24 protein-coding genes are annotated in these 23,923 nt (G+C 41.1%); 21 read left to right on the top strand and 3 right to left on the bottom strand.

What is annotated here, in order from left to right:
* Positions 1-17 precede the first annotated feature (17 nt).
* The 3 genes from tlp to LQ188_RS06980 all read left to right on the top strand — a co-directional run bounded on the left by tlp (position 18) and on the right by LQ188_RS06980 (position 1,172).
* Positions 18-263, top strand: a complete 246-nt coding sequence (tlp, locus tag LQ188_RS06990; protein ID WP_230176396.1) for a small acid-soluble spore protein Tlp — start codon at positions 18-20, stop codon at positions 261-263.
* A 158-nt stretch (positions 264-421) separates the two neighbouring features.
* Positions 422-853: a thioesterase family protein gene (locus tag LQ188_RS06985; RefSeq protein ID WP_230176395.1), complete on the top strand. Its 432-nt coding sequence runs from the start codon at positions 422-424 to the stop codon at positions 851-853.
* Between the two features lie 25 nt (positions 854-878).
* Positions 879-1,172 carry a hypothetical protein gene (locus LQ188_RS06980; protein WP_101221898.1) on the top strand — a complete coding sequence of 98 codons (294 nt, stop codon included), beginning with the start codon at positions 879-881 and terminating at the stop codon, positions 1,170-1,172.
* A 54-nt stretch (positions 1,173-1,226) separates the two neighbouring features.
* On the opposite strand, the gene LQ188_RS06975 is transcribed toward LQ188_RS06980, so the two are convergent.
* Entirely contained in the window at positions 1,227-1,523 is a 297-nt protein-coding gene (locus LQ188_RS06975; RefSeq protein ID WP_101221899.1) for a HesB/YadR/YfhF family protein, read from the bottom strand.
* A 91-nt stretch (positions 1,524-1,614) separates the two neighbouring features.
* Here LQ188_RS06975 and LQ188_RS06970 point away from each other — a divergent pair, with 91 nt between their 5' ends.
* Together LQ188_RS06970 and LQ188_RS06965 are read left to right on the top strand one after the other, a co-directional pair.
* Positions 1,615-2,100: an NUDIX domain-containing protein gene (locus LQ188_RS06970; protein ID WP_230176394.1), complete on the top strand. Its 486-nt coding sequence runs from the start codon at positions 1,615-1,617 to the stop codon at positions 2,098-2,100.
* A 162-nt stretch (positions 2,101-2,262) separates the two neighbouring features.
* Positions 2,263-2,379, top strand: coding sequence for a helix-turn-helix transcriptional regulator (locus tag LQ188_RS06965; protein ID WP_230176393.1), 117 nt, complete (start codon positions 2,263-2,265; stop codon positions 2,377-2,379).
* 82 nt (positions 2,380-2,461) lie between these two features.
* On the opposite strand, the gene LQ188_RS06960 is transcribed toward LQ188_RS06965, so the two are convergent.
* The gene (locus LQ188_RS06960; protein WP_065310839.1) at positions 2,462-2,611 is read right to left on the bottom strand and encodes a YycC family protein; all 150 of its coding nucleotides are present in this window, start codon (positions 2,609-2,611) and stop codon (positions 2,462-2,464) included.
* Positions 2,612-2,937: 326 nt separating this feature from the next.
* Here LQ188_RS06960 and LQ188_RS26825 point away from each other — a divergent pair, with 326 nt between their 5' ends.
* Positions 2,938-4,236, top strand: coding sequence for a globin-coupled sensor protein (locus tag LQ188_RS26825; RefSeq protein WP_290370102.1), 1,299 nt, complete (start codon positions 2,938-2,940; stop codon positions 4,234-4,236).
* 44 nt (positions 4,237-4,280) lie between these two features.
* Here the strand turns inward: LQ188_RS26825 and plsY are convergent, their stop codons facing one another.
* Positions 4,281-4,868 carry a glycerol-3-phosphate 1-O-acyltransferase PlsY gene (plsY, locus tag LQ188_RS06945; protein WP_230176392.1) on the bottom strand — a complete coding sequence of 196 codons (588 nt, stop codon included), beginning with the start codon at positions 4,866-4,868 and terminating at the stop codon, positions 4,281-4,283.
* Positions 4,869-5,350: 482 nt separating this feature from the next.
* On the opposite strand from plsY, the gene LQ188_RS06940 reads away from it, so the two are divergent.
* The 15 genes from LQ188_RS06940 (at position 5,351) to LQ188_RS06870 (ending at position 23,659) form a co-directional block, all read left to right on the top strand.
* Positions 5,351-5,761: a CoA-binding protein gene (locus tag LQ188_RS06940; protein WP_230176391.1), complete on the top strand. Its 411-nt coding sequence runs from the start codon at positions 5,351-5,353 to the stop codon at positions 5,759-5,761.
* A gap of 364 nt (positions 5,762-6,125) precedes the next feature.
* Complete coding sequence (parE, locus tag LQ188_RS06935) at positions 6,126-8,111, top strand: DNA topoisomerase IV subunit B (protein WP_101221904.1); 1,986 nt, start codon at positions 6,126-6,128, stop codon at positions 8,109-8,111.
* A complete protein-coding gene (gene parC, locus LQ188_RS06930) occupies positions 8,101-10,545 on the top strand; it encodes a DNA topoisomerase IV subunit A (protein WP_101221905.1) in 2,445 nt (814 codons plus the stop codon). Before parE ends, parC begins: the two co-directional genes overlap by 11 nt.
* A gap of 314 nt (positions 10,546-10,859) precedes the next feature.
* On the top strand, positions 10,860-12,461 hold the full coding sequence (locus LQ188_RS06925; RefSeq protein WP_230176390.1) for a long-chain fatty acid--CoA ligase: 1,602 nt from the start codon (positions 10,860-10,862) through the stop codon (positions 12,459-12,461).
* A gap of 39 nt (positions 12,462-12,500) precedes the next feature.
* Positions 12,501-13,652: an acyl-CoA dehydrogenase family protein gene (locus LQ188_RS06920; protein ID WP_063233560.1), complete on the top strand. Its 1,152-nt coding sequence runs from the start codon at positions 12,501-12,503 to the stop codon at positions 13,650-13,652.
* Positions 13,653-13,678: 26 nt separating this feature from the next.
* On the top strand, positions 13,679-14,854 hold the full coding sequence (locus LQ188_RS06915; protein ID WP_057277806.1) for an acyl-CoA dehydrogenase family protein: 1,176 nt from the start codon (positions 13,679-13,681) through the stop codon (positions 14,852-14,854).
* Between the two features lie 20 nt (positions 14,855-14,874).
* Positions 14,875-15,639, top strand: coding sequence for an SDR family NAD(P)-dependent oxidoreductase (locus LQ188_RS06910; RefSeq protein ID WP_230176389.1), 765 nt, complete (start codon positions 14,875-14,877; stop codon positions 15,637-15,639).
* Between the two features lie 18 nt (positions 15,640-15,657).
* Positions 15,658-16,110, top strand: a complete 453-nt coding sequence (locus LQ188_RS06905) for a MaoC family dehydratase N-terminal domain-containing protein (protein WP_101221909.1) — start codon at positions 15,658-15,660, stop codon at positions 16,108-16,110.
* On the top strand, positions 16,107-16,508 hold the full coding sequence (locus tag LQ188_RS06900; protein WP_057914834.1) for a MaoC/PaaZ C-terminal domain-containing protein: 402 nt from the start codon (positions 16,107-16,109) through the stop codon (positions 16,506-16,508). The genes LQ188_RS06905 and LQ188_RS06900 overlap by 4 nt, the downstream gene beginning before the upstream one ends.
* A 128-nt stretch (positions 16,509-16,636) precedes the next feature.
* On the top strand, positions 16,637-18,334 hold the full coding sequence (locus tag LQ188_RS06895) for a sigma 54-interacting transcriptional regulator (protein ID WP_230176388.1): 1,698 nt from the start codon (positions 16,637-16,639) through the stop codon (positions 18,332-18,334).
* Positions 18,335-19,127: 793 nt separating this feature from the next.
* Positions 19,128-19,991 (top strand): branched-chain amino acid ABC transporter permease, encoded by an 864-nt coding sequence (locus LQ188_RS06890; RefSeq protein WP_230176387.1) that lies wholly within the window; start codon positions 19,128-19,130, stop codon positions 19,989-19,991.
* A 28-nt stretch (positions 19,992-20,019) separates the two neighbouring features.
* Positions 20,020-20,988, top strand: a complete 969-nt coding sequence (locus LQ188_RS06885; RefSeq protein ID WP_230176578.1) for a branched-chain amino acid ABC transporter permease — start codon at positions 20,020-20,022, stop codon at positions 20,986-20,988.
* Between the two features lie 2 nt (positions 20,989-20,990).
* Positions 20,991-21,755, top strand: coding sequence for an ABC transporter ATP-binding protein (locus LQ188_RS06880; RefSeq protein ID WP_230176386.1), 765 nt, complete (start codon positions 20,991-20,993; stop codon positions 21,753-21,755).
* Entirely contained in the window at positions 21,748-22,455 is a 708-nt protein-coding gene (locus LQ188_RS06875; protein ID WP_101221913.1) for an ABC transporter ATP-binding protein, read from the top strand. Before LQ188_RS06880 ends, LQ188_RS06875 begins: the two co-directional genes overlap by 8 nt.
* A gap of 22 nt (positions 22,456-22,477) precedes the next feature.
* The gene (locus LQ188_RS06870) at positions 22,478-23,659 is read left to right on the top strand and encodes an ABC transporter substrate-binding protein (RefSeq protein ID WP_101222243.1); all 1,182 of its coding nucleotides are present in this window, start codon (positions 22,478-22,480) and stop codon (positions 23,657-23,659) included.
* Positions 23,660-23,923: the final 264 nt, after the last annotated feature.

Raw genomic sequence — 23,923 nt, 5'->3', positions numbered from 1 at the left:
AACATGAGGTGAAATTAATGGGCACAAATAAGCACAATCCGGATAATCGTTTGGATAATGTTGAAAAAATTCAAGATGCAATAGAAAATACGGAAGAGAACATTATCGCAGCAAATGAAACGTTATCATTCTCTTCAGGGGAGGAAAAACAGGCAATTCAGGCTAAAAATGAACGAAGAAGAAAGAGCATTGATGGAATGAAGGAAGAAATGCAAGATGAGCAGGAAGCACGGGAAAGCGGTTATAGTAACGATAATATGTAAACAACTAGGTAAAGGGGAGAAAGAGGCAAGAAATCTTTCTCCTCTTTTATTTAGGTTCATTGAAGGGAAGCAGTCCAGATTAAGACAGCTTAAATGAAATTTGCACAATTGTTATGGTAAAATGTTTATTGCAATAGAAATGAAAGTGGGGAAACAAAATGTTCATAGCTGAAAACGAAATTGAAGTGCGGTATGCAGAGACAGATCAAATGGGTGTTGTTTACCATGCGAATTATTTAATATGGATGGAACTAGGCAGGACAAAATTGATAAATGATTTAGGGTTTTATTATGCTGATATGGAAGCGGATGGCATCCTCTCACCTGTTATGGATATTCAGGCTTCGTATAAAACCCCTGTTAGATATGGTGATAAGGTAAAAATTAAAACCTGGATTGAAAAATATGACGGCTTGCGGGTCGTTTATGGGTATGAGATCGTTAATGGGAGAAATGAAGTGGCGGCTACAGGTCATTCTTCCCACGTTTGCGTTAAAAAGGAGAGCTTCCGCCCGATATCCATTAAACGCATGTATCCTGAATGGCATGAGGCCTATGAGAAAAATAAAAAGCAGGATGAATTGGTTTAATTATAATTATTGAGGTGATCAAAAGATGGCTTTTGGGATTAAACGGGTAGACGTAGTAGCCTGGAAGCAGAAAATCGATCAAGGCCAAATTGCTTTTTTAACTCATTATTGGCTGGATGACCGATTTCCCGGTTGCAAGACGGTTACAAAAGTGGGATGCAAAGATTTACGGCGTTTATCGGAGTGGGGTAAGCAATACGGGCTTAAAAAAGAGTGGATTCATCACAGGAAGGATGGCTATTCACATTTCGATCTTTTAGGGGAAAAGCAAGCGGAAATTCTTAGAGCGGAAGATATTAAAGAGCGTCTGCTCGATTGAACAAGAAAAAACAGCTGAACAAGAAAAAACAGCGGTTACACCGCTGCTTTATTGTCAAGCACTCTTTTCATAGTGAAATTCTGGTTCAGTCAGTTTTTCATTAAAAGTAATAAGTAAATCGTGACCATCAAAGTACCATAAATCCTTTTCTTCTACATAAAAATTAATCTCATTCATAGTTGTTGCGGCTGCTGCAGTTTCAGGTTCTTCCTGCATGATACCTAATGAAAAGCCGCTTTGGACGGTACTATGCCCGCCATATCTTACATAAAAGCGTAAATGAGAGCCTTCTTGAAGCCCCAGCTCATCAATATACCACTTAGCTGCTTGATCGGAAATGGTCAGTTTCATACTCATTCTCCTTCCTAGAGGTTCGTTATTTAAGTATAAAGTAATTATGAAGTAGATGCGAATAATGTGCGTTCAAGAAAGGATTTAACCCATGGATATTATCTATAATATTTGTTTCATAACTCGAAAAAAATTCAACGAAGTCGAAGTGTTGATGTTATTTCGCCAAAAGAATCCCAATAAGCATAAATGGAATGGCATAGGCGGGAAGATAGAACAAGATGAAACCATCGATGAATCGATGGAACGCGAAATTCTTGAAGAAACTGGATTGAAAGTAAGGGGGATGGCCTTTCGAGGAATCGTGACATGGAATCAAACGGGTGGAATGTATGTTTACAGAGCTGAAGATGCAGGGGGCGGGCTATCTGCCTGTGATGAAGGGGAACTTGCCTGGAAGCCATATCAATGGGTTATGGAGGCAATTGATGTCGTGTCCAACATAAAGTATTACCTAAAAGATATATTACAGGATGAACCACCACAAGAATTCGTCTGTACCTATGAAAATGAACAATTAATATCAGTCAAGAAAAAGCCTTTGCCTGATTGGGCAAAAGAATTGACTTTCAATTAAAAACCGCCTATGTGCGGTTCTTTTGCTTTTTTTTGATTCCTAAGCTAAATATCACACAGAGTAGCAGAAGAATATTAGTGATTTTGGTATTTTTTAGCAAGGTTCTGAAATTATTTATTGGTGAGGATTTACGGAAAACGAGATGATAAAAGGGAGTACGAGGTGCTATTGTCATTATTGGCTCAAAAGGATATTTATGGGTATGAGATCATCCAGCACAGTCGGTTAAGTGGGGATTATTTACAATATAAAGAAGGCATGTTATATGCCGATTTATAAGGCAAGAGTATTTAATTAGTTACTGGCAGGATTCCATAGATGACAGAAAAGGAAATACAAAAATAGCTGCAGATTCCTGCAGCTATTTTGTATTTCCTTTTTCTTTTGCTTCAGCCTCGGCAAGCTTTCTCAGCAAAACGGGTGTAGGCATATGCATGATTTGCTCTAAAGGCAAGTTTAGTGACTTGGATAACTTTAATGCGGTTTCCGGTGATATTTGCAATGGCTTCATGGCACTTTCTCCTATCGTATATAATAGCTAGTTCCAGTGTAGCCTCTGTTCTTCAATTATTCAATCCTTACTTGACCATTTATCCATTAAACGAAAACCATACTATTGATTTGATGGGAAGTTAATGTAAAAGCATTTTAGGGCTTTTTACCTTGACAAAAGACTTGGAATGAGGCCAAAATAAAATGAATATAGTCCAAATGGATTATTATTTTTATATGAATCTGGTTCACTTTAAATGGTATGGATATAAAGACCTGTGTGGTATTGGGTAGAATATCTTGGATCCGCTTTATCGTGAATTACAAAATCAGGGGGAGTGGGATATGGGGATCTTCATAAAAGCGAAGCCGGAAAAAGCAATCTGGTTTCAAAAAGCAAAAGAAACAGAGGGCATATTGGATGTAAGCAGTGAACAGGTGAAAATGCAGGTGACTATCATCGATTTAACGGAATTCGATTTAAAGCTGATACATGCCTTTAGAGATGCAATCGAGCCCCAGGTAGAGGGAGTTGTTGATGCCTTTTATCAAACGATTCTGCAGGTTCCTGAATTGAAAGGGATAATCACTGAACACAGCACGGTGGGAAAATTGAGGAAAACGTTAATTACCCATATGCTATCTTTATTCAATGGTGTGATTGACGATGATTTTGTTAAATTGCGGACAAAGGTGGCGAAGACTCATTATCGTATTGGCTTACAGCCCCGGTGGTATTCATCCGGTTTTCAAAATGTACAGAATCACTTGCAAAGAATTGTCTTTGAACAAACCAAGAATGAAGATGAGCAGCGGGCATTAATATCAGCGATAGGAAAGATACTAAATCTCGAACAGCAATTAGTCCTTGAGGCATATGAAGTTGAACATTTAAAAGCTAGGGAAAATCAATATAAAGAAATAAAAGAGGAAGTAAAAAGGAAAATCTCGTTAGTTAGTGAAGAAGTCTTGTATTTAAGTGAAGAAACGGATGCTTCCGTTAAGCAATTGATAGAAAACGGGCAATTTGTCAAAATGCAGATCGCAACGCGCGCTGAACAATCACTTCGTTCAAAAACAATGGCTGAAGAGGGGCAGAAGCGCATGCTGATCTTAACGGAAAAGATACAAAACCTTGTTAATTTCATGAAAAATGTTGATGAAAAGATCATTTTATTAAACCAATCTTTCTTAAGCATCACCGAGTTTGTTAAGCTTGTACAGGGAATGGCCGACCAGACAAATTTACTATCATTGAACTCAGCCATCGAGGCAGCACGGGCAGGTGAACATGGTAATGGATTTGCGGTTGTTTCGAATGAGGTCAGGAAACTTGCTGAACAGACTAAAAAGTCGATAGCTGAAATAGATGCAATCGTGCAAACATCAAATGAATATATGAAGGATGTTGTTGATTCTGTCCTAAGGGTCAAGGAAGTAGTTCAAGCAGGTGAGAAAGAATCTGAATTGACAGAAAATTCATTCAATGAAATAATCGGAGTCATCAACGGGAATATAGCGGATTCTGCAGAAATGGAAATGACAATTAAGGAATTAGTGTCAATCATCCAGGAAATAGGAAACGCTACTGAAAAAGTTTCGAGGCATGCGGATATCCTGAATAACACGGCTAATGAATTGTAGAATGGAAAATAGGCCCATGCATACGGGCCTATTTTTACATGTTCTTATAACCATTTTACTTTAGGTTCAGTTTTATCGATAATCCGCTTGATGTTTGCGCGATGCCGGTAAAAAATGAAGATCGTTATTATACTGATTACAATAATGAGCGCCAAATCATCAATATGAAAAACTAAACTGTAGATGAGAGCAAGTAGACAAGCAATCATGGATGAAAGCGAGACATATTTGGATATGTATAAGGATATAAAGAAAATGATGACGGCAAAGACAAAAAACCATGGTTCATAAGCAAGAATGACACCAGCAGAAGTTGCCACCGCTTTTCCGCCCCGAAAGTTTGCGAAAATGGGAAACATATGACCGACTACCGCAATAACTCCGGCTAGCAATAAATGCATGTCCACGCCTAGCATATACGGAAGAAAAGTTGCCAGGGTACCCTTAAGTATATCCATGATAGTAACGGTAAGCCCTGCCTTGACACCAAGTGTCCTGAAGGTATTTGTCCCGCCTAGATTCTTACTGCCATGCTCCCGGATGTCGATTTTGTAGAAAGCTTTACCGATTATTAAACCGGAAGGAATCGAACCGATCAGGTAGGCAGCCAGTATAGTGATAAATGTAAGCATTCTATTACCCTTTCTTTTAAGAATTTTTATCACGTTCAGGGGCGATTGTTCCCTTTTTCAAAAATAAACGTGTAGAAATAGCCAAAAACAGCTTTAAAACACCTGTTAAGCTTTTCTTATTGTAACATTTTCGTGACAAAATGGTACGGCTGTCCAAAAAAAAATCCACTAAAAAAATGATTTTCCTTGATGAACTTACATCTTTTGATATACGTTAAGTTCATGACGGGTGAAAGGTTTAGGGTTCCTTATTTTCGTAAATATAAAATGAAGGATGCCTCCTTGTATAAATTGTTACAATCCGTGGTAGTCTGTATGAACATAAAGAAAGTTAAGTGAGACATGCCTTTTCGAAACTTATTCTTTCTTGTATAATGGTTTTTCTTAATAATGGTAATAAACAGCTTCCTCTGTAAAATACCTTTTTTAAGGAATATTCTTTATTCAAATATTACATTTTATTATAAAGGGGATTGAAAAGAATGATAGAAAATCCGAGCAGAGAAGAAATGGGAAAGATGTTGAAAAAATCGAAGCGCATAGCTGTCGTTGGTTTATCTAATAACCCTGACCGTACTTCTTATATGGTATCGAAGGCCATGCAGGATAGCGGTTATGAAATCATCCCGGTAAACCCTGCTGTATCTGAAGTGCTGGGTGTCAAGGCGGTTAAAGCCCTGAAAGATATTGAAGGGCACGTCGATATCGTCAATGTTTTCCGCCGTTCAGAGTTCCTACCGGAGATAGCCAAGGAATTTGCAGAAATCGATGCTGATATCTTTTGGGCCCAGCAGGGTGTGGAAAATGAAGAAGCCTATAATTTCTTGAAAGAAAAAGGATATACTGTCATCATGAATCGATGTATAAAAGTCGAACACGCCCTTACTAAGTAAAATGAAGAGCGGATCTTCCGCTCTTTTTGTTAAGGTGTGGCTGTATTTCGACCGAAAGAAGTCAAAAGGCAGGGCAAATTTAAGCCATGGACGTTTAATTTGATTAAAAATAGTAAAAGTATATTTGCCAAATGAAAATTTACCGCTACAATTAGAAAGGTAGCTATGATACGTTTTGTTCCACATAAATGTGCTAACGCTAATAAAAAGGACAAAAAAATAGAACACTTGTTCTTTGTTCGTAAAAGTATTATACTTTTTATATGATATTAACGTATTAATGGATTTGTTTAGCTAGTGAGTCATTTCATTGCAGTATGATTTGGCCCGGAAATTGTGTTTTAGTAAGGAAAGGGGAATTTCTGTGGCAAAGAAAGTAAAAACAATCGAGTACAATGATGATGCAATTCAGGTACTGGAAGGACTCGAAGCGGTCAGAAAACGTCCCGGTATGTATATCGGCAGTACTGATGCACGCGGACTTCATCATTTAGTGTACGAGATTGTAGATAACTCCGTAGATGAGGCTTTAGCTGGATATGGAGACCAAATTAGTGTGAAAATACATAAAGATAACAGTGTAAGTGTGTCTGATAAAGGGCGCGGAATGCCTATTGGCATGCATAAATTAGGTAAACCGACGCCTGAAGTCATTTTGACGATTCTTCATGCTGGAGGTAAATTTGGACAAGGCGGATATAAAACGAGTGGAGGGCTTCATGGAGTCGGTGCTTCGGTCGTTAACGCGTTGTCTGAATGGCTTGTCGTGACAATCAAAAGGGACGGGTTCATTTACGAACAACGGTTTTTCAATGGCGGAAAGCCAGAAACCACTCTGGAGAAAATCGGTAAAACCAATCAAGCCGGTACCAAGATCCACTTCAAGCCCGATCCAAAAATTTTCTCGGTGACTACTTTTAATTATGAAATCCTATGTGAGCGTCTTCGCGAATCAGCCTTTCTTTTAAAAGGCATGAAGATAGAATTGACGGATGAGCGTAACGACCATAATGAAGTTTTTTACTATGAAAATGGCATTGAAGCGTTTGTCGATTATTTAAATGAAGAAAAAGAGACCCTTCATAGTGTAGTCAGCTTAGAAGGGGAACAAAATGGGATAGAAGTCGAACTAGCCTTTCAATTCAACGATGGCTATTCAGAGAATATTTTAAGCTTTGTAAATAATGTTCGTACAAAAGATGGAGGCACCCATGAGATTGGCGCAAAAACGGCCATGACACGGGCATTTAATGATTATGCCAGAAAGATGGGGCTATTGAAGGAAAAAGATAAAAACCTCGAAGGTACCGATATACGTGAAGGCTTGTCTTCAATCATTTCAGTACGTATCCCTGAAGAACTTCTTCAATTCGAAGGACAAACCAAGAGCAAGCTTGGAACAAGTGAAGCCCGTTCTGCAGTCGATTCCATCGTATCAGAGCACTTAGCCTACTTTTTTGAAGAAGATCCGACCACGAGTACCCTATTGGTAAAAAAAGCGATTAAAGCGTTCCAAGCAAGGGAAGCGGCACGCAAGGCTCGCGAAGACGCAAGAAGCGGGAAGAAAAGGAAAAAATCCGATGCCATCCTTTCTGGGAAATTAACACCAGCTCAATCGAAAAATCCCGAACGGAATGAACTGTATCTTGTAGAAGGGGACTCTGCTGGGGGATCCGCTAAACAAGGACGCGATCGCCGATTCCAAGCAGTGCTGCCATTGCGGGGTAAAGTTATTAATACGGAAAAGGCAAAACTGGCGGATATTTTTAAAAACGAGGAAATAAATACGATCATCCATGCAATCGGCGGAGGTGTCGGTGCGGAATTCAATACGCCTGACACTAACTATGATAAAGTGATCATCATGACTGATGCCGATACCGATGGAGCCCATATCCAAGTGCTGCTGCTGACATTCTTTTATCGCTATATGAAGCCGTTAATAGAGGCTGGAAAGGTTTACATTGCCTTGCCCCCTTTATATAAAGTGAGTAAAGGGACCGGGAAGAAAGAAGTCATTGAATATGCTTGGAGCGACGAGGAACTTCAAGGAGCGATAGACAAGGTGGGGAAAGGCTATATGATTCAGCGCTATAAAGGGCTGGGTGAGATGAATGCCGATCAATTATGGGATACCACCATGAACCCGGAAACAAGGACATTGATACGTGTGAAGATCGATGATGGTGCCCGTGCGGAAAGACGTGTGACAACGTTGATGGGAGATAAGGTTGAACCGCGTCGTAAGTGGATTGAAGCCAATGTCGCTTTTGGTCTCGAAGAGGAATCGAATATTTTAGATAATGAAAATATGTCGATTGAAGAGGAGGTCATTAACGATGGTATTTGAAGAAACGTTTCGAGATTTGCCGCTAGAAGAGGTAATTGGTGACCGCTTCGGGCGTTATAGTAAATATATCATCCAAGATCGGGCACTTCCAGATGCAAGGGACGGTTTAAAACCGGTGCAGCGCAGGATATTGTATGCGATGCATGTTGAAGGAAATACTCAGGAAAAAGGATTCAGGAAATCCGCAAAAACGGTCGGTAATGTAATTGGTAACTATCACCCTCACGGAGATTCATCCGTTTATGAGGCAATGGTTCGGATGAGCCAAGACTGGAAGCTGCGGAAGGTAATGGTCCAAATGCACGGAAACAACGGTAGTATTGATGGCGATCCGCCTGCTGCGATGCGGTATACGGAAGCAAGGCTTTCATCGATTGCCTCCGAGATGCTGCGGGATATTGAAAAAAGGACGGTCGATTTTGTACCGAACTTTGATGATACTTCAGAGGAGCCCATTGTATTGCCAGCAATGTTCCCTAACCTGCTTGTAAATGGCTCTACAGGAATTTCAGCAGGCTATGCCACTGAAATCCCGCCACATCAACTAGGTGAAGTCATTGATGCGGCCATTATGCGAATCGATAAGCCGGAAGCGACTGTCGCTGACTTAATGACGGTCATTAAAGGGCCGGATTTTCCTACTGGCGGTATCATTCAAGGCATTGAAGGCATTCGTAAGGCCTATGAGACAGGTAAAGGGAAAATAATCATTCGCGGGTTGGCGGAAGTGGAAACGATTCGGGGGGGCAAACAGCAAATCGTCATCACTGAAATCCCATATGAAGTCAATAAAGCAAACCTTGTTAAGAAAATGGATGAATTCCGTCTGGACCGGAAAGTGGAAGGTATCGCCGAAGTTAGGGATGAGACCGACCGTACGGGACTGCGGATTGTCATCGAACTGAAAAAAGAAGCAGATGCAAATGGAGTCCTGCATTATTTATACAAAAATTCCGATCTTCAAATTGCATACAATTTCAATATGGTCGCGATTTATAAAAAACGGCCAACATTGATGAGCCTGCCAAAAATGCTAGATGCATATATCGAACACCGTAAAGAGGTAATCGTGAACCGTTCACGTTATGAGTTGCAAAAGGCACATGACCGGGCACATATCGTCGATGGTTTAGTGAAGGCTTTGTCCATATTAGATGAGGTCATTGCTGTCATCCGGGCATCTAAAGACAAACGGAATGCCAAAGATAACCTCATTGCTAAATTCGATTTTACAGAAGCGCAAGCTGAAGCCATTGTCTCCTTGCAGCTATACAGGCTGACAAATACGGATATTACAGCACTTGAAGCAGAGGCGGCGGAATTGAAAAACAAAATTGAGGAATTGACAAAGATTCTTGGCAGTGAAAAAGTTCTTCTTCAAGTAATTAAAAAAGAACTTCGATTCATTAAAAAGGGCTTTGATGACGGACGTCGTTCCAAAATCGAAAAAGAAATTGAAGAAATCAAAATCAATCTTGAAGTATTGATTGCGAGTGAGGACGTGATGGTGACCGTGACGAAAGAAGGCTATGTAAAACGGACTTCGTTACGATCCTATGCAGCATCAGGCGGTCTTGATTTTGGCATGAAGGATTCCGATCGCCTGCTCCAGAGGCTGGAGATGAATACAACTGATGTCCTGTTGCTGTTCACATCCAAAGGGAACTACCTCTATTGTCCAGTTCATCAGCTTCCTGATATTCGCTGGAAGGAAACCGGTCAGCATATCGCGAACATCATACCAATCGACAGGGAAGAACAAATCATAAAAGCGATTCCAATCAAAGAGTTTGCCGTGCCGGAATTCTTATTGTTCATCACGAAAAATGGTATGGTGAAAAAGACAGAATTAGCTTCCTATAAAGCCCAGCGTCATTCAAAACCGCTGGTTGGTGTCAATTTAAAAGGTGACGATGAACTTGTCGATGTCCATCATACCGATGGACAGGCTGACCTTTTCCTGGTCACCCATAATGGCTATGGTTTATGGTTTGATGAAGAGGAAGTAAGTGTTGTCGGTGTTCGGGCAGCAGGAGTCAAAGGGATTAATTTGAAAGAAGATGATTATGTCATTGGCGGAAAGGTTTTGGCCAAGGATAGTAAAGAATCGATCTTTATCGTTACACAGCGCGGGGCCATAAAGAAAATGAAATTAACCGAGTTTGAAAAAACGAGCCGGGCAAAACGCGGTGTCGTGGTCTTGAGGGAATTGAAATCGAATCCTCATAGGGTCATTGGATTTGATATCATTAACAAAACGGACAGCCTATTCATTCTTTCTGAAAAGGGAACCATTGAAACGATTCATGCCGCTTCATTAAAAAATCATGATCGATATACGAATGGATCATTTGTTTTTGATGAAACGGTCAGTGGAAAAGCGAAAGAATTATGGAAAATATCATTGGAAGATGACTCCGCCATAGAGCAGTGAATCATTTTTTAAAACGGGATGCTGATCTTGATCAGCATCCCGTTTTATTTTCAAATAATATCCTTCTCCACATGCCCCGTACTACAAGTTGATACCTTTTACGAAAGCATCTCTAAATTCAAAAATGACTTATTGAGTCAATTTTAAATCCTAGCATTATGAACCTAATATTATTAAGGGCGCAGCAAATAATTCAATTTTGAATTTTAACATTGAATGAATCAGCGTAACATAACGATTTATTTTTGGCACACTCCTTGCATATTGTTTAGTATGACTTCTTTATTTTTTTGAATGAAGAAAGGGGAGGGCCAATGGATAGACCTTGGAAAAAACATGTCCCGCAAGGAAACCCAAGCGAGATTGATATTCCTGACATGTCTTTGACGGAACTATTTTATCAATCAGTCGAACAATATTCGGATAAAACAGCGGTTACGTTCAGGGAGCAGAGGTATACATATTCAGAGTTGGGGACATTAGTGAAAAGATGTGCCCGCTTGCTTGCTGCTGAAGGGATTGGAAAGGGAGATCGAGTGGCTGTTATGCTTCCTAATTGTCCACAATATCCAATTGGTTTTTTTGGAACTCTTTTGAATGGAGCCATTGTTGTCCAAATCAATCCAATGTATAAGGCGAACGAATTAATACATGTCCTGAAAGACTCAGGTGCAAGGCACATCATTGTGCTAGATGATTTAAAACCAATAGTTGAAGCCGTTATAGCTGCAACCGATGTTGAAAAGGTGTTAAGCGTGTCGCTGGAAAAGGGCAAATGTGAAATGACAAAAAAACTGCTAACAGTAACAGAAGCGGATTTCAGTGTGGAGATTGATCCTGCTAGAGATGTCGCCGTCCTCCAATATACAGGAGGAACGACAGGGCGTTCTAAAGGGGCGATGCTAACACATCGTAATATAGTAGCCAATACGCTGCAGAGTGCAGCCACTTCAAGAATCAATACTCAAAAGGGTAAGGAAAGGGTACTTGGCGTTTCCCCATTATTTCATGTTTACGGCATGACTTCAGGGATGAACCTGACATTTTATAATGGCGGGGAATTAATTCTTGTATCCAAGTTTGAGGTGACGGAGATCGTCGATATTATCAATGATCTTAAACCGACTATTTTTCCAGGGGTACCGACGATGTACATTGCTTTATTACAATATTACCAGTCCCATCCATTTGATTTGCATACATTGAAATCTTGCGTTTCGGGTTCGTCACCATTGCCATTGAATGTATTGTCAAGGTTTAACGAACTGAGCGGGACAAAGATTGCAGAAGGCTATGGCCTGTCCGAGGCGTCACCAGTCACGCACCGGAATCCAGTTAGCGGCCTGCAAAAACCCGGAAGTATCGGGATTCCGATACAAAATACGGATGCCGCCATAATTGACAGTATTACAGGAGAGCCTGCCCTCTTGGTTGATACACCAGGTGAATTGGTCATAAAGGGTCCACAGGTAATGAAAGGTTATTGGGGCATGCCTGAAGAAACGCGGCAGACGATTCAAAACGGATGGCTGCATACCGGTGATATTGCCAAGATGGATGAAGATGGCTTCTTTTACATTGTGGGACGGAAGAAAGAAATGATCATAGCAGGCGGGTTCAATATATATCCAATAGAAATTGAAGATGTCTTATACAGCCATCCTAAGGTTCTGGAAGCTGCCGTCTTTGGCGTTCCCGATCAATATCGCGGTGAAACGGTACATGCAGCGGTAGTTCTAAAACCAAGTGAAAGAATAACTGAAAACGAATTGAAGGATTATTGCCGAAAGCAGCTCGCTGCCTTTAAAGTCCCAAAAGCAATCACATTTGAAAGTGAACTTCCTAAGACGGCAGTAGGTAAAATCTTAAAACGCAAACTTCAGGAAAAACATATCGCTTATTCGGATAATATATGAAAGCGCTAACAACCAATTCGAAGATAAAGGGGAATGCAAATGGACTTTCGCTTAGATGAAGACATCCTGTTATTAAAAGAAAATATACGCCAGTTTATCGAAGAGCAAATCGATCCATTTTCCATGCAGATAGAGGATGAAGATCATATCCCGGAATCCATTATAAATTTATCGAAGGAAATCGGGCTATTCGGGCTTAGTATCCCGGAAAGGTATGGCGGGCTCGGAATCGGGATGGTGGGAAAATGCGCTTTATATGAGGAAATCGGCAAAACACATAATGGATATACCACTCTGATTGGGGCCCATACCGGCATAGGGACGGTAGGGATAGTCGAAATGGGCAATGAAATGCAAAAGGAAAAGTATCTACCAGATATGGCAAGCGGTAATAGAATTGGTGCTTTTGCTTTAACTGAGCCTGCAGCGGGGTCACATGCTACGAACCTCAAAATGACGGCAGTCAAAAATGGCGATAAATATATACTTAACGGGACTAAGCATTATATAACGAATGCTGATGTAGCAGATATTTTTACGGTTATGGCCGTAACGGACAAAGATAAAGGGGCAAAAGGAATCACCTCATTCATAGTAGAAAAGGATTTTCCGGGTTTTAGAGTTGGTAGCCTGGAAAGGAAGATGGGTCTTCGAGGCTCACATTCTGCCGAATTGGTTTTTGAAGATTGCGAGGTTCCTGCCGAAAATGTACTGGGGGACGTTGGACAAGGGTATGTAAATGCATTGAAGATCCTTGCAAATGGCCGGGCAGGCCTTGCTGCCCGTAATTTAGGGTCCTGTCAGTACTTGCTCGATCTCTCTACTAAATATGCCACAGAACGTGAACAATTTAATGTGCCGATCATAGATCATCAAGCTGTATCCCATATGATTGCCGAGATGGCAATGGAAATAGAAGCACTTCGCTCATTCACATACCGGGTTGCATGGATGGTCGATCAGAAAGAAAAAATCATTAAAGAAGCGGCAATGCTAAAGTTGTATGGTTCGGAAGTATATAATCGTGTCGCTGATAAGGCCGTTCAAATTCATGGCGGTATGGGATACATGAAGGATTATCCAGTTGAACGTTTTTATCGGGATGCCCGAATCACTAGAATATATGAAGGCACGTCCGAAATCCAAAAAAATATCATTACCGGACAATTGAAGAGAAAATATCAAAACTAGTCTAATTGGAAAGCGGAGGGGTTAATATGGATTTAAGACTATCAGATGAACAAAAAATGGTACAAAAAACAATACGCAAGTTCGTGGAAAATGAATTGATACCCTTGGAAAATGAAGTGCTTCGCAATGAAATGGCAGGGAAGCCTAGTTTACCAGAGGGAACATTGAAAGATTTACAGGAAAAAGCAAAAAAAGCTGGGTTTTGGGGCATCAATACCCCAGAGGAATATGGCGGGGCAGACTTAGGGCAGCTTATGATGGCAATTGTCTTGATGGAAGTATCAAAAACGTTTGTACCATTCAGCTTTGGAGGTTCGGCTGATAACATACTTTATTATGCAAATGAAGAACAGAAACAGAAATATCTGATCCCTACTATTAATGGTGAGAAAAAGTCCTGTTTTGCCATGACGGAGCCGGGGGCTGGGTCTGATACGCGAAATATTAAAATGACGGCAGTAAAAGAAGGGAATGAATGGGTGCTTAACGGAGAAAAAACATTCATCACTGGAGGAAATGATGCCGATTTCGTCATGGTCATTGCTGTAACTGACAAAGAACGTCATCAAGCAACCGGGACGGAAGGGGTAACCTGTTTCATTGTAGACCGTGATATGGGCTGGAGATCAGAATATATCAATACGATGGGAGAATGGGGACCGGCAGGTTTAGTTTTTGATAATGTCAGGGTACCCGAAGAAAACATCTTAGGGGAAGTGCATGGCGGTTATAAACTAGGCTTGGAATGGATTGGGTTTGCAAGATGGATCGTGGGCGCACGTGCTGTTGGTTCGGCAGAAAGATTGCTGCAAATGGCTATAGAATACGCTAAAGAACGAGTAACTTTCGGTAAACCGATCGCGGAGCGCCAGGCCATTCAATGGCAGATAGCTGATTCGGCCGTAGAAATTGAAGCTGCAAGATGGCTTGTATTGAATGCGGCTTTTACACTTGATAATGGAGAAGACAATCGCCATTTAGCTTCAATGGCTAAACTCTATGGAGCCAATATGGGGAATCGGGTCGTTGATCGTGTATTGCAGATTCACGGTGGCATGGGCTATACGAAGGAGCTTCCCATCGAACGTTGGTACCGCGAAGCCAGGCTTTGGAGGATTTATGATGGTACGGATGAAATACAGCGTATGATCATTTCCCGAAATTTGATTAAGGGACATGTTAAAGTAGGGCAATTTTTATAATAGATTAGGAGGAAACGATTATGACAGGGAGATTTTCAGGGAAAACGGCATTAGTTACAGGTGGAAGCAGGGGGATTGGCCGGGCGATCGTCGAACTATTTGCCAGTGAAGGCGCAAACGTAGCGATTATCGATATCAACGAAGAGGTTTTGACATCAACGGGAAATGAATTAAGGGATAAGGGTTATACCATTTTTACAAAAGTGGCCAATGTGGTCAATCCCGAAGAAGTGGAAGTATCCATAACAGAAATAGCCGACACATTCGGATCACTTGATATTCTCGTGAATAATGCTGGGGTCATCCGGGATAATCTACTTTTCAAAATGACCGATTCAGATTGGCAGACGGTAATGGATGTGCATTTAAAAGGTACTTTCAATGCAGTACGTGCTGCCCAGAAGCATATGGTTGCAAATAAATACGGAAGAATCATCAATATATCATCCACCTCGGCCCTCGGGAACCGCGGGCAGGCTAATTATTCAGCTGCTAAAGCCGGACTTCAGGGGTTAACAAAAACACTGGCAATCGAACTGGGCAAATACGGGATAACGGCTAATTCGGTAGCACCAGGTTTTATCGAAACCGAAATGACGAAAGAAACAGCTAGGCGGGTGGGAGTGAGTTTTGAGCAATTCATCCAGGACAGGGCAAACAGTATTCCTGTTGCCAGAAGCGGTTTGCCAAGTGATATCGCTCATGCTGTTGCATTCTTTGCCGATGAAGCATCCTCATTCATTAGCGGGCAGGTTTTATATGTTGCGGGCGGTCCAAAAAATTAAGGGAAAAGGCGGGATGTTATGTTCAACGAAAGTATTGGAAAACGATCCAACCCCGTTAAAAATATAGTTGAACGGGGAGCCGTTAAAAAATTCGCATTATCGATTGGTGATCCCCACCCAATTTTCATAGATGAAGAAATAGGCAGGCAATCAAGGTACGGAACGAATATCGCTCCACCAACTTTCCCAAGGGTCTTTGATTTTGGGACGATTGAAAGCTTAAATCTACCGAATAAAGGGTTGATTCACGGTGAGCAGATATATCGCTATAACAGGCCGCTGAAGGTAGGGGAAGAAATCACCTGTTATACGGAAGTGAAAGACTATTATGAGAAAAAAGGAAAACAAGGGGAAATGGGATTTCTAGCCTTTAAAAATTATGGGACGGATGCAAATGGGGAAATCGTCTTCACTGCTGAACAGCTTGTCATTATAAATGAAACGATCAGAAGGATGGTGATGAGTAAGTGACGACATTAACCGAACTGCATATTGGTGACTCGTTACATTCCATCGAGCTTGCGCCTGTAACGCGACTGGACCTCATTAAATATGCCGGCGCATCAGGTGATTTCAATCCCATTCATACGATTGATGAGGAAGCAAAAAATGCTGGTCTTCCCGGTATCATCGCGCATGGAATGTGGACGATGGGAAACCTCGCAAAGCTTTTCAGTAATCTATATGAAATTGGTTTTATCGAAGAATACAAGATTCGTTTCAAAGGTATGGTTTTCTTGAATGATGTCATAACTCTTCAAGCGGATCTAAAAGAAAAAAATGGGGATAGATATTTTTTCAACGTTGCGGCCACTAACCAGTCAGGTAAGGAAGCAATCAGTGGAGAGGTTATTTTTAAGACTTACTGAGGGAAAGTAGTGATGAAAATTATTTCATCACTACTTTTTTTGGAGCGAAATTCGACAATTTTAAAGGAGTTTCGAAAATTATCCAGAATTGTACTTAAAAAGAATTCTTTTTGCGGCGGTGAATAGTAATGAATCAAGTGAAACAGGATTCTCGGATTAATTTGCTCAAAGAGTCGACCTTCCCTGCACTAGTCGTGGATTCTGAAAATCGGATAAAGGATTGGGGCAACTATTTTAATCAATCGTTAAGTCAGGATGGTAATAATACACTAACCGAACAATTCGATGAGTGGCAATTTCTCGATAATAAAAGGCTTGCAGCTGCAAGGCTGCATGATAAGCGGTATTTATTTTTATTAATGAAACAAATGGATGCTGACAATATTCTATATATAGGCAGTGAAACAGAATTTTTGGACGATTTATTGATTGATGCGCATGAAACGGATAAATTGAATCGCGCACTGGATGCCATTATCGAAAACTCCTATGATGGAATATACATCACCGATCAAGATGGAATCACGCTTTATACCAATTCGGCAATTGAACGGATCACGGGCATACCAAAAGAGTATTATATCGGCAAATCGGTGGACCAATTAATTAAACGCGGCATACTGAATGCTTCGGTGACGCATAAGGTAGTGAAGCTGAGACGAACGGTATCAGTCGTACAGGATAATTTTGCTGGAAAGGAAACATTGATTACAGGAAGTCCCGTTTTTAATGCAGAAGGGGAAATAGAGCAAGTCGTTACGAATATAAGAGATTTATCCGATTTAAATGAACTGATGCACGAGTTGACGAAAGTAAATGAACTGAATAATCAATATAAGCAGGAAATTGAAAAACTGCGGAAGATAACAAGCAAGGATGGAGTCGTATTTGTCAGTGATAAAATGAAAATGATTTATGAAATTGCTGAAAGAATATCGGATATTGATGCGACAGTACTCATTCTGGGAGAAACGGGTGTTGGAAAGGATGTCCTTGCCCGCAATATTTATAATCGGAGCATCCGATCTAAAAAAGGAGATTTCATCAAAATAAATTGTGGGGCAATTCCTGCTGATTTATTGGAATCCGAGCTCTTTGGATATGAAGGAGGGGCATTTACCGGAGCCAATCAAAAAGGCAAACCAGGGATGTTTGAGCTTGCAGAGAGTGGGATCTTATTCCTGGATGAAGTTGGTGAGCTTCCCCTGCAACTTCAAGTGAAGCTGCTTCGGGCCCTTCAGGAAAGGGAGATTCAAAGAATCGGTGGAACAAAGCCAAAGAAGATCGATGTTCGCATAATAGCAGCCACGAACAGAAATCTATCGGAAATGGTCAAAGCGGGTGAGTTTCGTGAAGACCTCTTTTATAGGCTGAATGTCATTCCGATTACGATTCCTCCTCTACGGGAAAGAAGAGAAGATATCTTGGCATTGACTGACTTATTTTTAACAAAAGCAAACGAACAATATAAATTCTCAAAAGAAATAGATTCGCGGTTGAAGGAATATTTTTATCAACATGATTGGCCAGGAAATGTCCGTGAATTGATTAATATAGTGGAAAGGCTCGTCGTGCTGACGGATAATCAAATAGTATCGATTAACGACCTTCCGGAAGAATATCAGCCGCAAAATCGGAATCAGCATAACCTCAATGCTACCCTAACTTTAAAAGAAGCGGTGGAAAGAGCCGAAAAGGAAATCTTGACGAAAGCGGCTCAAACCTACCAAACTACATATGAAATCGCAGAGGCCCTAGATTCCAGTCAGGCAACAATTGTGAGGAAACTTAAAAAATATCGATTAAAGGTCAGCGGAAAAGAATAGGTGAGTTTGAACAGCACCTCCATTGTTGGAAACCATCCAACAATGGAGGGTGCTGTTTTTTTGTGCATTTTAACCTGGACTTGCTTAAAACGATTAAGGTTGTGAAGGTTATTATTGGATTCCTTTCATTTAATGTCTTCATTTAATTATTTTATTGATTCAGAAATGATTTTTTCAGTCAATAGTGAATGACGGACATCCCGTATGGAATCGTTACTTTTGATTTTTACAATTCAATAATGAATTCACTGACTGGTGAATAGCCTAATTGTCGGTGAGTTCATGTTGGCACGGCACTTGCATTTATAATACAAGAAATAATCTACATACAAGAAATAATCTACATACAGGAAATTAATCTGCGTAATGGTCCTTTAGTGGTGTGGAAGGGGTGAACGAACAAGACGATTACCATGGGTAAACCGTTATTAAAAGAGAAGTTGTAATCATTTGGCTATCCCTAAAATCAGCATCTGCTTGTCTGCACAATCGTACAGCCTAGATTCATAAGGCAGAATGAATGAGGACAAAACGTCATGTACTGTAATAAGTTGTCATTATAAATGAAAGCGCTAACAAACAATCGGGTGTTTTTTTCGCTACACCTAATCTTTATCTGTAGGTAGAGAATATAGGGAAATAATACTTACTATTCCTCCCCGGGAGGTTGAGCCTGTGAGGGAAAAATTAAAGTGTTTTTCATCACAGAGGTGTGCTTTCAAAAGTTGGACAGGATGGTAGGCCAGGGAATGAACAGCAAAGTGAAATTCAATATTTTTCAAGGAGGAAGTAAATGGAAATTTTGATCCAGCAGCTTTTTAATGGTTTGACGATTGGCAGCGTATATAGTCTTGTTGCCCTGGGATTGACGCTAGTATATGGAATATTGCATATCCCGAACTTTGCCCACGGTGCCCTATATATGTTGGGTGGATATATCACGTTATCAATGATGACCTTATATGGGGTCAATTACTGGATTGCCATGTTCGTATCCATTATCGTTGTTGGTTTGTTGGGAGTCCTTTTGGAACGTTTCGTGTTTCGCCTGTTAAGGGAGGCACCTCCATTGCACGATAAGATAGCGGCAATCGGAATTCTCCTTTTTCTTGAAGCCTTTGCCCAATTTGTCTGGGGTGCCGACTTCCATACAATGACTTCTCCATACGGCCAAGTGGTCAATATCATGGGCCTGACGTTCACACTTCAGCGATTATTGATCATCATATCAGCTATCGCAGTGATGGTTTTACTTTACCTTTTCCTAAAGAAAACTTATGCCGGCTCGACGATTATAGCGATGTCCCAAAGCCGTGAAGGTGCTTCATTAGTGGGAATCAACATTAATAAAGTCGCAATGCTTACCTTCATGATATCGGGAGGATTAGCAGCCATCGCTTCATCCCTTGCATCACCGATTAACCTTGTTTTTCCCGGCATGGGGCATTTAGTCATCCTAAAAGCATTCGTCATTATCATATTGGGCGGGATGGGGAGCATCCCGGGGGCGATCGTAGGCGGATATATCCTAGGTTTCAGTGAGAGCCTGGGCGCAACTTATATTTCAAATGATTATAAAGACATCATTGCATTCATTCTTTTAGTCGTAATATTAACCGTGAAACCAACAGGTCTTTTTGCCAAGGGGGAGAGGTAGCGTGAAGATATTAACGAAAAGAAATGGGATTATCGCTCTTATCATCTTTGCTTTTTCATTCCCCTTTATCGCTCAAAACGATTATTATCTCCATATGCTGACACTTTCGTTCATCTGGGCGATAGCTGTTTATGGAATCAATTTATTATCAGGATATACTGGATATCTCTCGCTTGCACATGCTGGATTTTTTGCGATTGGAGCATATTCACTTGGCCTCCTGACGGTAAAAGCGGAAATGAACTTTTGGCTGGCACTTGTATGTGCATGCTTAATCACATGTGCAATTGGGTTTTTAATCGGTTTGATCGCGCTGAGGACAAAGGAACACTTTTTCGCGATTTATACCCTATGTGTGGGTTACATCATATATCTGGTCATCGATAAATGGGAAGGACTTACAGAGGGGGTTAGGGGATTGATCGGTATCCCTGCTCCTGGCAATATAGGGCCGATCACCTTCGATACTGCAGCATCCCAATATTATCTAGTCCTCATTTTCCTGCTTGCAGTGATTTTAGTCGTGTATCGAATTATACGCTCGTTGACCGGCAGGACGTATATGGCCATCAGGAACAGCGAGGACCTTGCAAAAACCATTGGTATATCCACAATGAAGAATAAGTTAACCGCATTTGTCCTTTCCACATTCTTTGCAGGTTTGGCAGGTGCTTTGTATGCTTCATTCATTCGTTTCATTGGACCTGATATCGGATCAACTGCCATAATGTTCGATCTATTGATGTATTTATTGGTTGGTGGAATCGGGACACTTTCAGGTCCTTTGGTAGGAACATTATTGTTAGTAATCCTTTCGCAAAATCTGCAATTCCTTCAAGAATATCGAATGTTGATATTCGGGCCATTGCTTACGGTGATCATTATCTTTTATCCGCGCGGAATCGCAGGTGCCTTCTTTGATTGGAAAAGAAAGCGAAAAGATAATGAACTATCCAGGGTGAGAAGCGAAATGCACATAAAAGCTGAGGAGGGATGAATTTGCTAATCGAAACGAAGAATTTGACAAAGCGGTTTGGAGGATTGGCGGCCGTCAATAATGTGGATTTTACGATTGAAAAAGGTAGAATCAATGCAATAATCGGACCAAATGGTGCAGGAAAATCAACTTTTTTCAACTTGATCAGTGGCTTTCATCGACCAACTTCCGGGACGGTCCTATTTAAGGGGATTGATATCACCAAACTTCCTGCCAATGAAATAGCGGGGCTCGGAATTTCAAGAACCTTTCAAACGACAAGCCTTTTTGATCAAACGACCGTGTTGGATAATGTCATTGTCGGTCATAGGCTGCGAACCAAATCCAATCTGGTGGATGCCATTCTAAGAACAAAACGTTTAAAACGGGAGGAAGCGGCTTGCAGGGATAAGGCAATGGAGGTTCTTGATATTGTCGGATTGACGAAATCGGCTGACAGAATGGTCTCCAGCATCTCGCAGGAGGAAAAGAAACGGACAGCCATTGCCCTTGCCCTTGCGACTGAACCGGAAATTATCTTTCTTGATGAACCTGCTGCGGGAATCAACCCGGATGAAACGGAAGGCTTGACAGAACTGATTAAAAAATTGAATCGATCGGGACTGACCGTTTGTTTAATCGAGCACAAAATGCATATGATCATGAACTTGGCAGACCACATCATGGTCCTTAATTACGGAGAAAAAATTGCCGAGGGCACACCTAAGGAAATCCGCGGAAATGAAGCGGTGATTAAAGCCTATTTAGGAGGGAGTGCCAGTGCTTAAGTTAACCGATGTCGCCGTGAATTATGGAAGTTTCACTGCGATAAAACATGTGAATATCGAAGTTGCCAAGGGAGAGATCGTTGTTTTGTTGGGAGCTAATGGGGCAGGAAAAAGCACGACTTTTCGTTCCATAAGCGGAATCAGTAAGCTGTCCAAGGGGGAAATTCATTTTCTGGGCATGCCGATAGCGGGCCGTGCCCCGGATAAGAATGTTCGGGAGGGAATCGTCCAGTGTGCCGAAGGACGTAAACTGTTTCCACAAATGACCGTCCAGGAAAATCTGAGGATGGGTGCTTATGTGCATCGAAAGAAGAAAGCGGAGATCAAGGATTCCTTGGAATACGTCTATCACTTATTCCCGATTTTAAAAGAAAAGCATCATGATGAAGCGGGAAGCCTGAGCGGCGGCCAACAGCAAATGCTCGCAATTGGAAGAGCTTTGATGTCGAAACCGAAATTGTTGATGCTTGATGAGCCTTCGGTGGGACTCGCTCCACTTATTGTTGAACAAATGTTTCGGGTCATTGAAGAAATAAACCGCGAAGGAATCACGGTCCTGCTTGCTGAACAAAACGCGAATGCTGCTCTCGGCATTGCAGATAAAGGATATGTTTTTGAAAATGGGGAAATTGTCGTTCAAGGGACAGCAAGTGAGTTATTAGCCAATGATGAAGTAAGGAAAGCGTATATTGGAGCCTGAAAAAATTGAATGGGGGATTTTCATGAAAAAACTGAAAGTATTATTTATTTTTCTCCTGCTAATGATCACTGTGTTGACTGGGTGCAATAAAGGGGATAGCACTGTGTCAAGCAGTGGCAGTAAAGGCAAAAGTGATAATGTCGTTAACATCGGTTTTAGCGGTCCTTTAAGCGGTGCGGCAGCGTTATATGGGAAACGGACATTGAATGGTGTAGAAATGGCTGTCAATGAAATTAATGATGCTGGTGGGTTTGAAGTAGATGGTAAGAAATACACATTGAATTTAGTTTCGTTGGATGATAAATACCTTCCAAATGAAACAGGGTCGAATGCTAAACGGTTAATTCAGGAATATGATACGCCGATCATTTTCACGCCTCATAGCGGAGGTGTGCTGGCACTTCAGGTTTTTAATGAACAAGAGGAATTCATAATTGGGGCATATACGAGTGAACCGGCAGTGACCGAAAGCGGAAATTCATTAACCGTTCGAATTCCACCGAATTACGAGGGGTATATTGAACCTTTTACAACATATGCAATGGAACATTTCGGCAAGAAGATTGCCGCTTTGCCAACATCTTCGCAATACGGTAAAGACTGGACGGAGGCCGTGCTCCCACATTGGGAAAAGCAAGGCGGAAAAGTCGTTTATAATTCATCGATTGATTTCGCCAAAGAAACCGATTTCTTTACGATTGTCACCAATGCCTTGAAAAAAGATCCTGATGTGCTATTTATCGGTGGTGCTTCGGAACCTACGGCAAAAGTAGCGAAGCAAGCTCGGGAGCTAGGATTTAAGGGTGGTTTCATCATCATGGATCAAGCAAAGCTGGATCAAATGAAGCCGATTGCAGGGTCATATGAAACATTGGAAGGCTCGATTGGCGTTTTGCCACTGATGGATTCAGATGAAGAAGCAATACCTGCTTTCGTTGAGAAATATCAAAAGAATTATAAGGAAGATCCAAGCTCAGAAGTAGGATTGAATTATATCGCCATGTATGCGTTTGTGGAAGCGATGAAATCTGCAGGCAGCGTTGATGATGCCAAGGCCATCCGTAAGCATATGCAAGATGGACTTTCCAATATAGGGCCAGATCAAAAAATATACGATATTCCCTCGATTGATGAAAATGGAGGATTTGCATCAACTATTGTCGTCGGTGCAGTAGAAAACGGGAAAGTAGTCCCTATTCGTTAACTGGGTAAAGGAATGAGGTATCCTGGGGCCGAAGTAGTATACTAGTTTGGCATTTTATTATATAACTTGTGCGTGTATCGTTCCCAAGTTTGGGGACGGTACACGTTTTTTTATTGTTGAAAAAATCCTGTGGTGCAAGATCACCAAAAATATCTTGTATCCGAGTAATGAAAACGCTATCATTGAATATAATATGAAATATAATTTCATTATTTTCTATTAAAAAATGAAATTATATTTAAGTAATTGTTTATGGGAGGATTT

The sequence above is a fragment of the Peribacillus sp. Bi134 genome (assembly GCF_918698065.1).
Classification (GTDB): domain Bacteria; phylum Bacillota; class Bacilli; order Bacillales; family DSM-1321; genus Peribacillus.
This window is presented reverse-complemented; position numbering and strand designations above follow the sequence as displayed.

What these genes read in the sequence shown, in the direction of transcription:
- LQ188_RS06940 (WP_230176391.1), top strand. Translation starts at nt 5,351, where the DNA reads ATGATAGAAAATCCGAGCAGAGAAGAAATGGGAAAGATGTTGAAAAAA.
- LQ188_RS06960 (WP_065310839.1), bottom strand. Translation starts at nt 2,611, where the DNA reads ATGAAGCCATTGCAAATATCACCGGAAACCGCATTAAAGTTATCCAAG.
- LQ188_RS06870 (WP_101222243.1), top strand. Translation starts at nt 22,478, where the DNA reads ATGAAAAAACTGAAAGTATTATTTATTTTTCTCCTGCTAATGATCACT.
- LQ188_RS06910 (WP_230176389.1), top strand. Translation starts at nt 14,875, where the DNA reads ATGACAGGGAGATTTTCAGGGAAAACGGCATTAGTTACAGGTGGAAGC.
- LQ188_RS06895 (WP_230176388.1), top strand. Translation starts at nt 16,637, where the DNA reads ATGAATCAAGTGAAACAGGATTCTCGGATTAATTTGCTCAAAGAGTCG.
- plsY (WP_230176392.1), bottom strand. Translation starts at nt 4,868, where the DNA reads ATGCTTACATTTATCACTATACTGGCTGCCTACCTGATCGGTTCGATT.
- LQ188_RS06970 (WP_230176394.1), top strand. Translation starts at nt 1,615, where the DNA reads ATGGATATTATCTATAATATTTGTTTCATAACTCGAAAAAAATTCAAC.
- LQ188_RS06980 (WP_101221898.1), top strand. Translation starts at nt 879, where the DNA reads ATGGCTTTTGGGATTAAACGGGTAGACGTAGTAGCCTGGAAGCAGAAA.
- LQ188_RS06975 (WP_101221899.1), bottom strand. Translation starts at nt 1,523, where the DNA reads ATGAAACTGACCATTTCCGATCAAGCAGCTAAGTGGTATATTGATGAG.
- LQ188_RS06905 (WP_101221909.1), top strand. Translation starts at nt 15,658, where the DNA reads ATGTTCAACGAAAGTATTGGAAAACGATCCAACCCCGTTAAAAATATA.
- LQ188_RS06915 (WP_057277806.1), top strand. Translation starts at nt 13,679, where the DNA reads ATGGATTTAAGACTATCAGATGAACAAAAAATGGTACAAAAAACAATA.
- LQ188_RS06925 (WP_230176390.1), top strand. Translation starts at nt 10,860, where the DNA reads ATGGATAGACCTTGGAAAAAACATGTCCCGCAAGGAAACCCAAGCGAG.
- LQ188_RS06920 (WP_063233560.1), top strand. Translation starts at nt 12,501, where the DNA reads ATGGACTTTCGCTTAGATGAAGACATCCTGTTATTAAAAGAAAATATA.
- parC (WP_101221905.1), top strand. Translation starts at nt 8,101, where the DNA reads ATGGTATTTGAAGAAACGTTTCGAGATTTGCCGCTAGAAGAGGTAATT.
- LQ188_RS26825 (WP_290370102.1), top strand. Translation starts at nt 2,938, where the DNA reads ATGGGGATCTTCATAAAAGCGAAGCCGGAAAAAGCAATCTGGTTTCAA.
- LQ188_RS06985 (WP_230176395.1), top strand. Translation starts at nt 422, where the DNA reads ATGTTCATAGCTGAAAACGAAATTGAAGTGCGGTATGCAGAGACAGAT.
- tlp (WP_230176396.1), top strand. Translation starts at nt 18, where the DNA reads ATGGGCACAAATAAGCACAATCCGGATAATCGTTTGGATAATGTTGAA.
- LQ188_RS06890 (WP_230176387.1), top strand. Translation starts at nt 19,128, where the DNA reads ATGGAAATTTTGATCCAGCAGCTTTTTAATGGTTTGACGATTGGCAGC.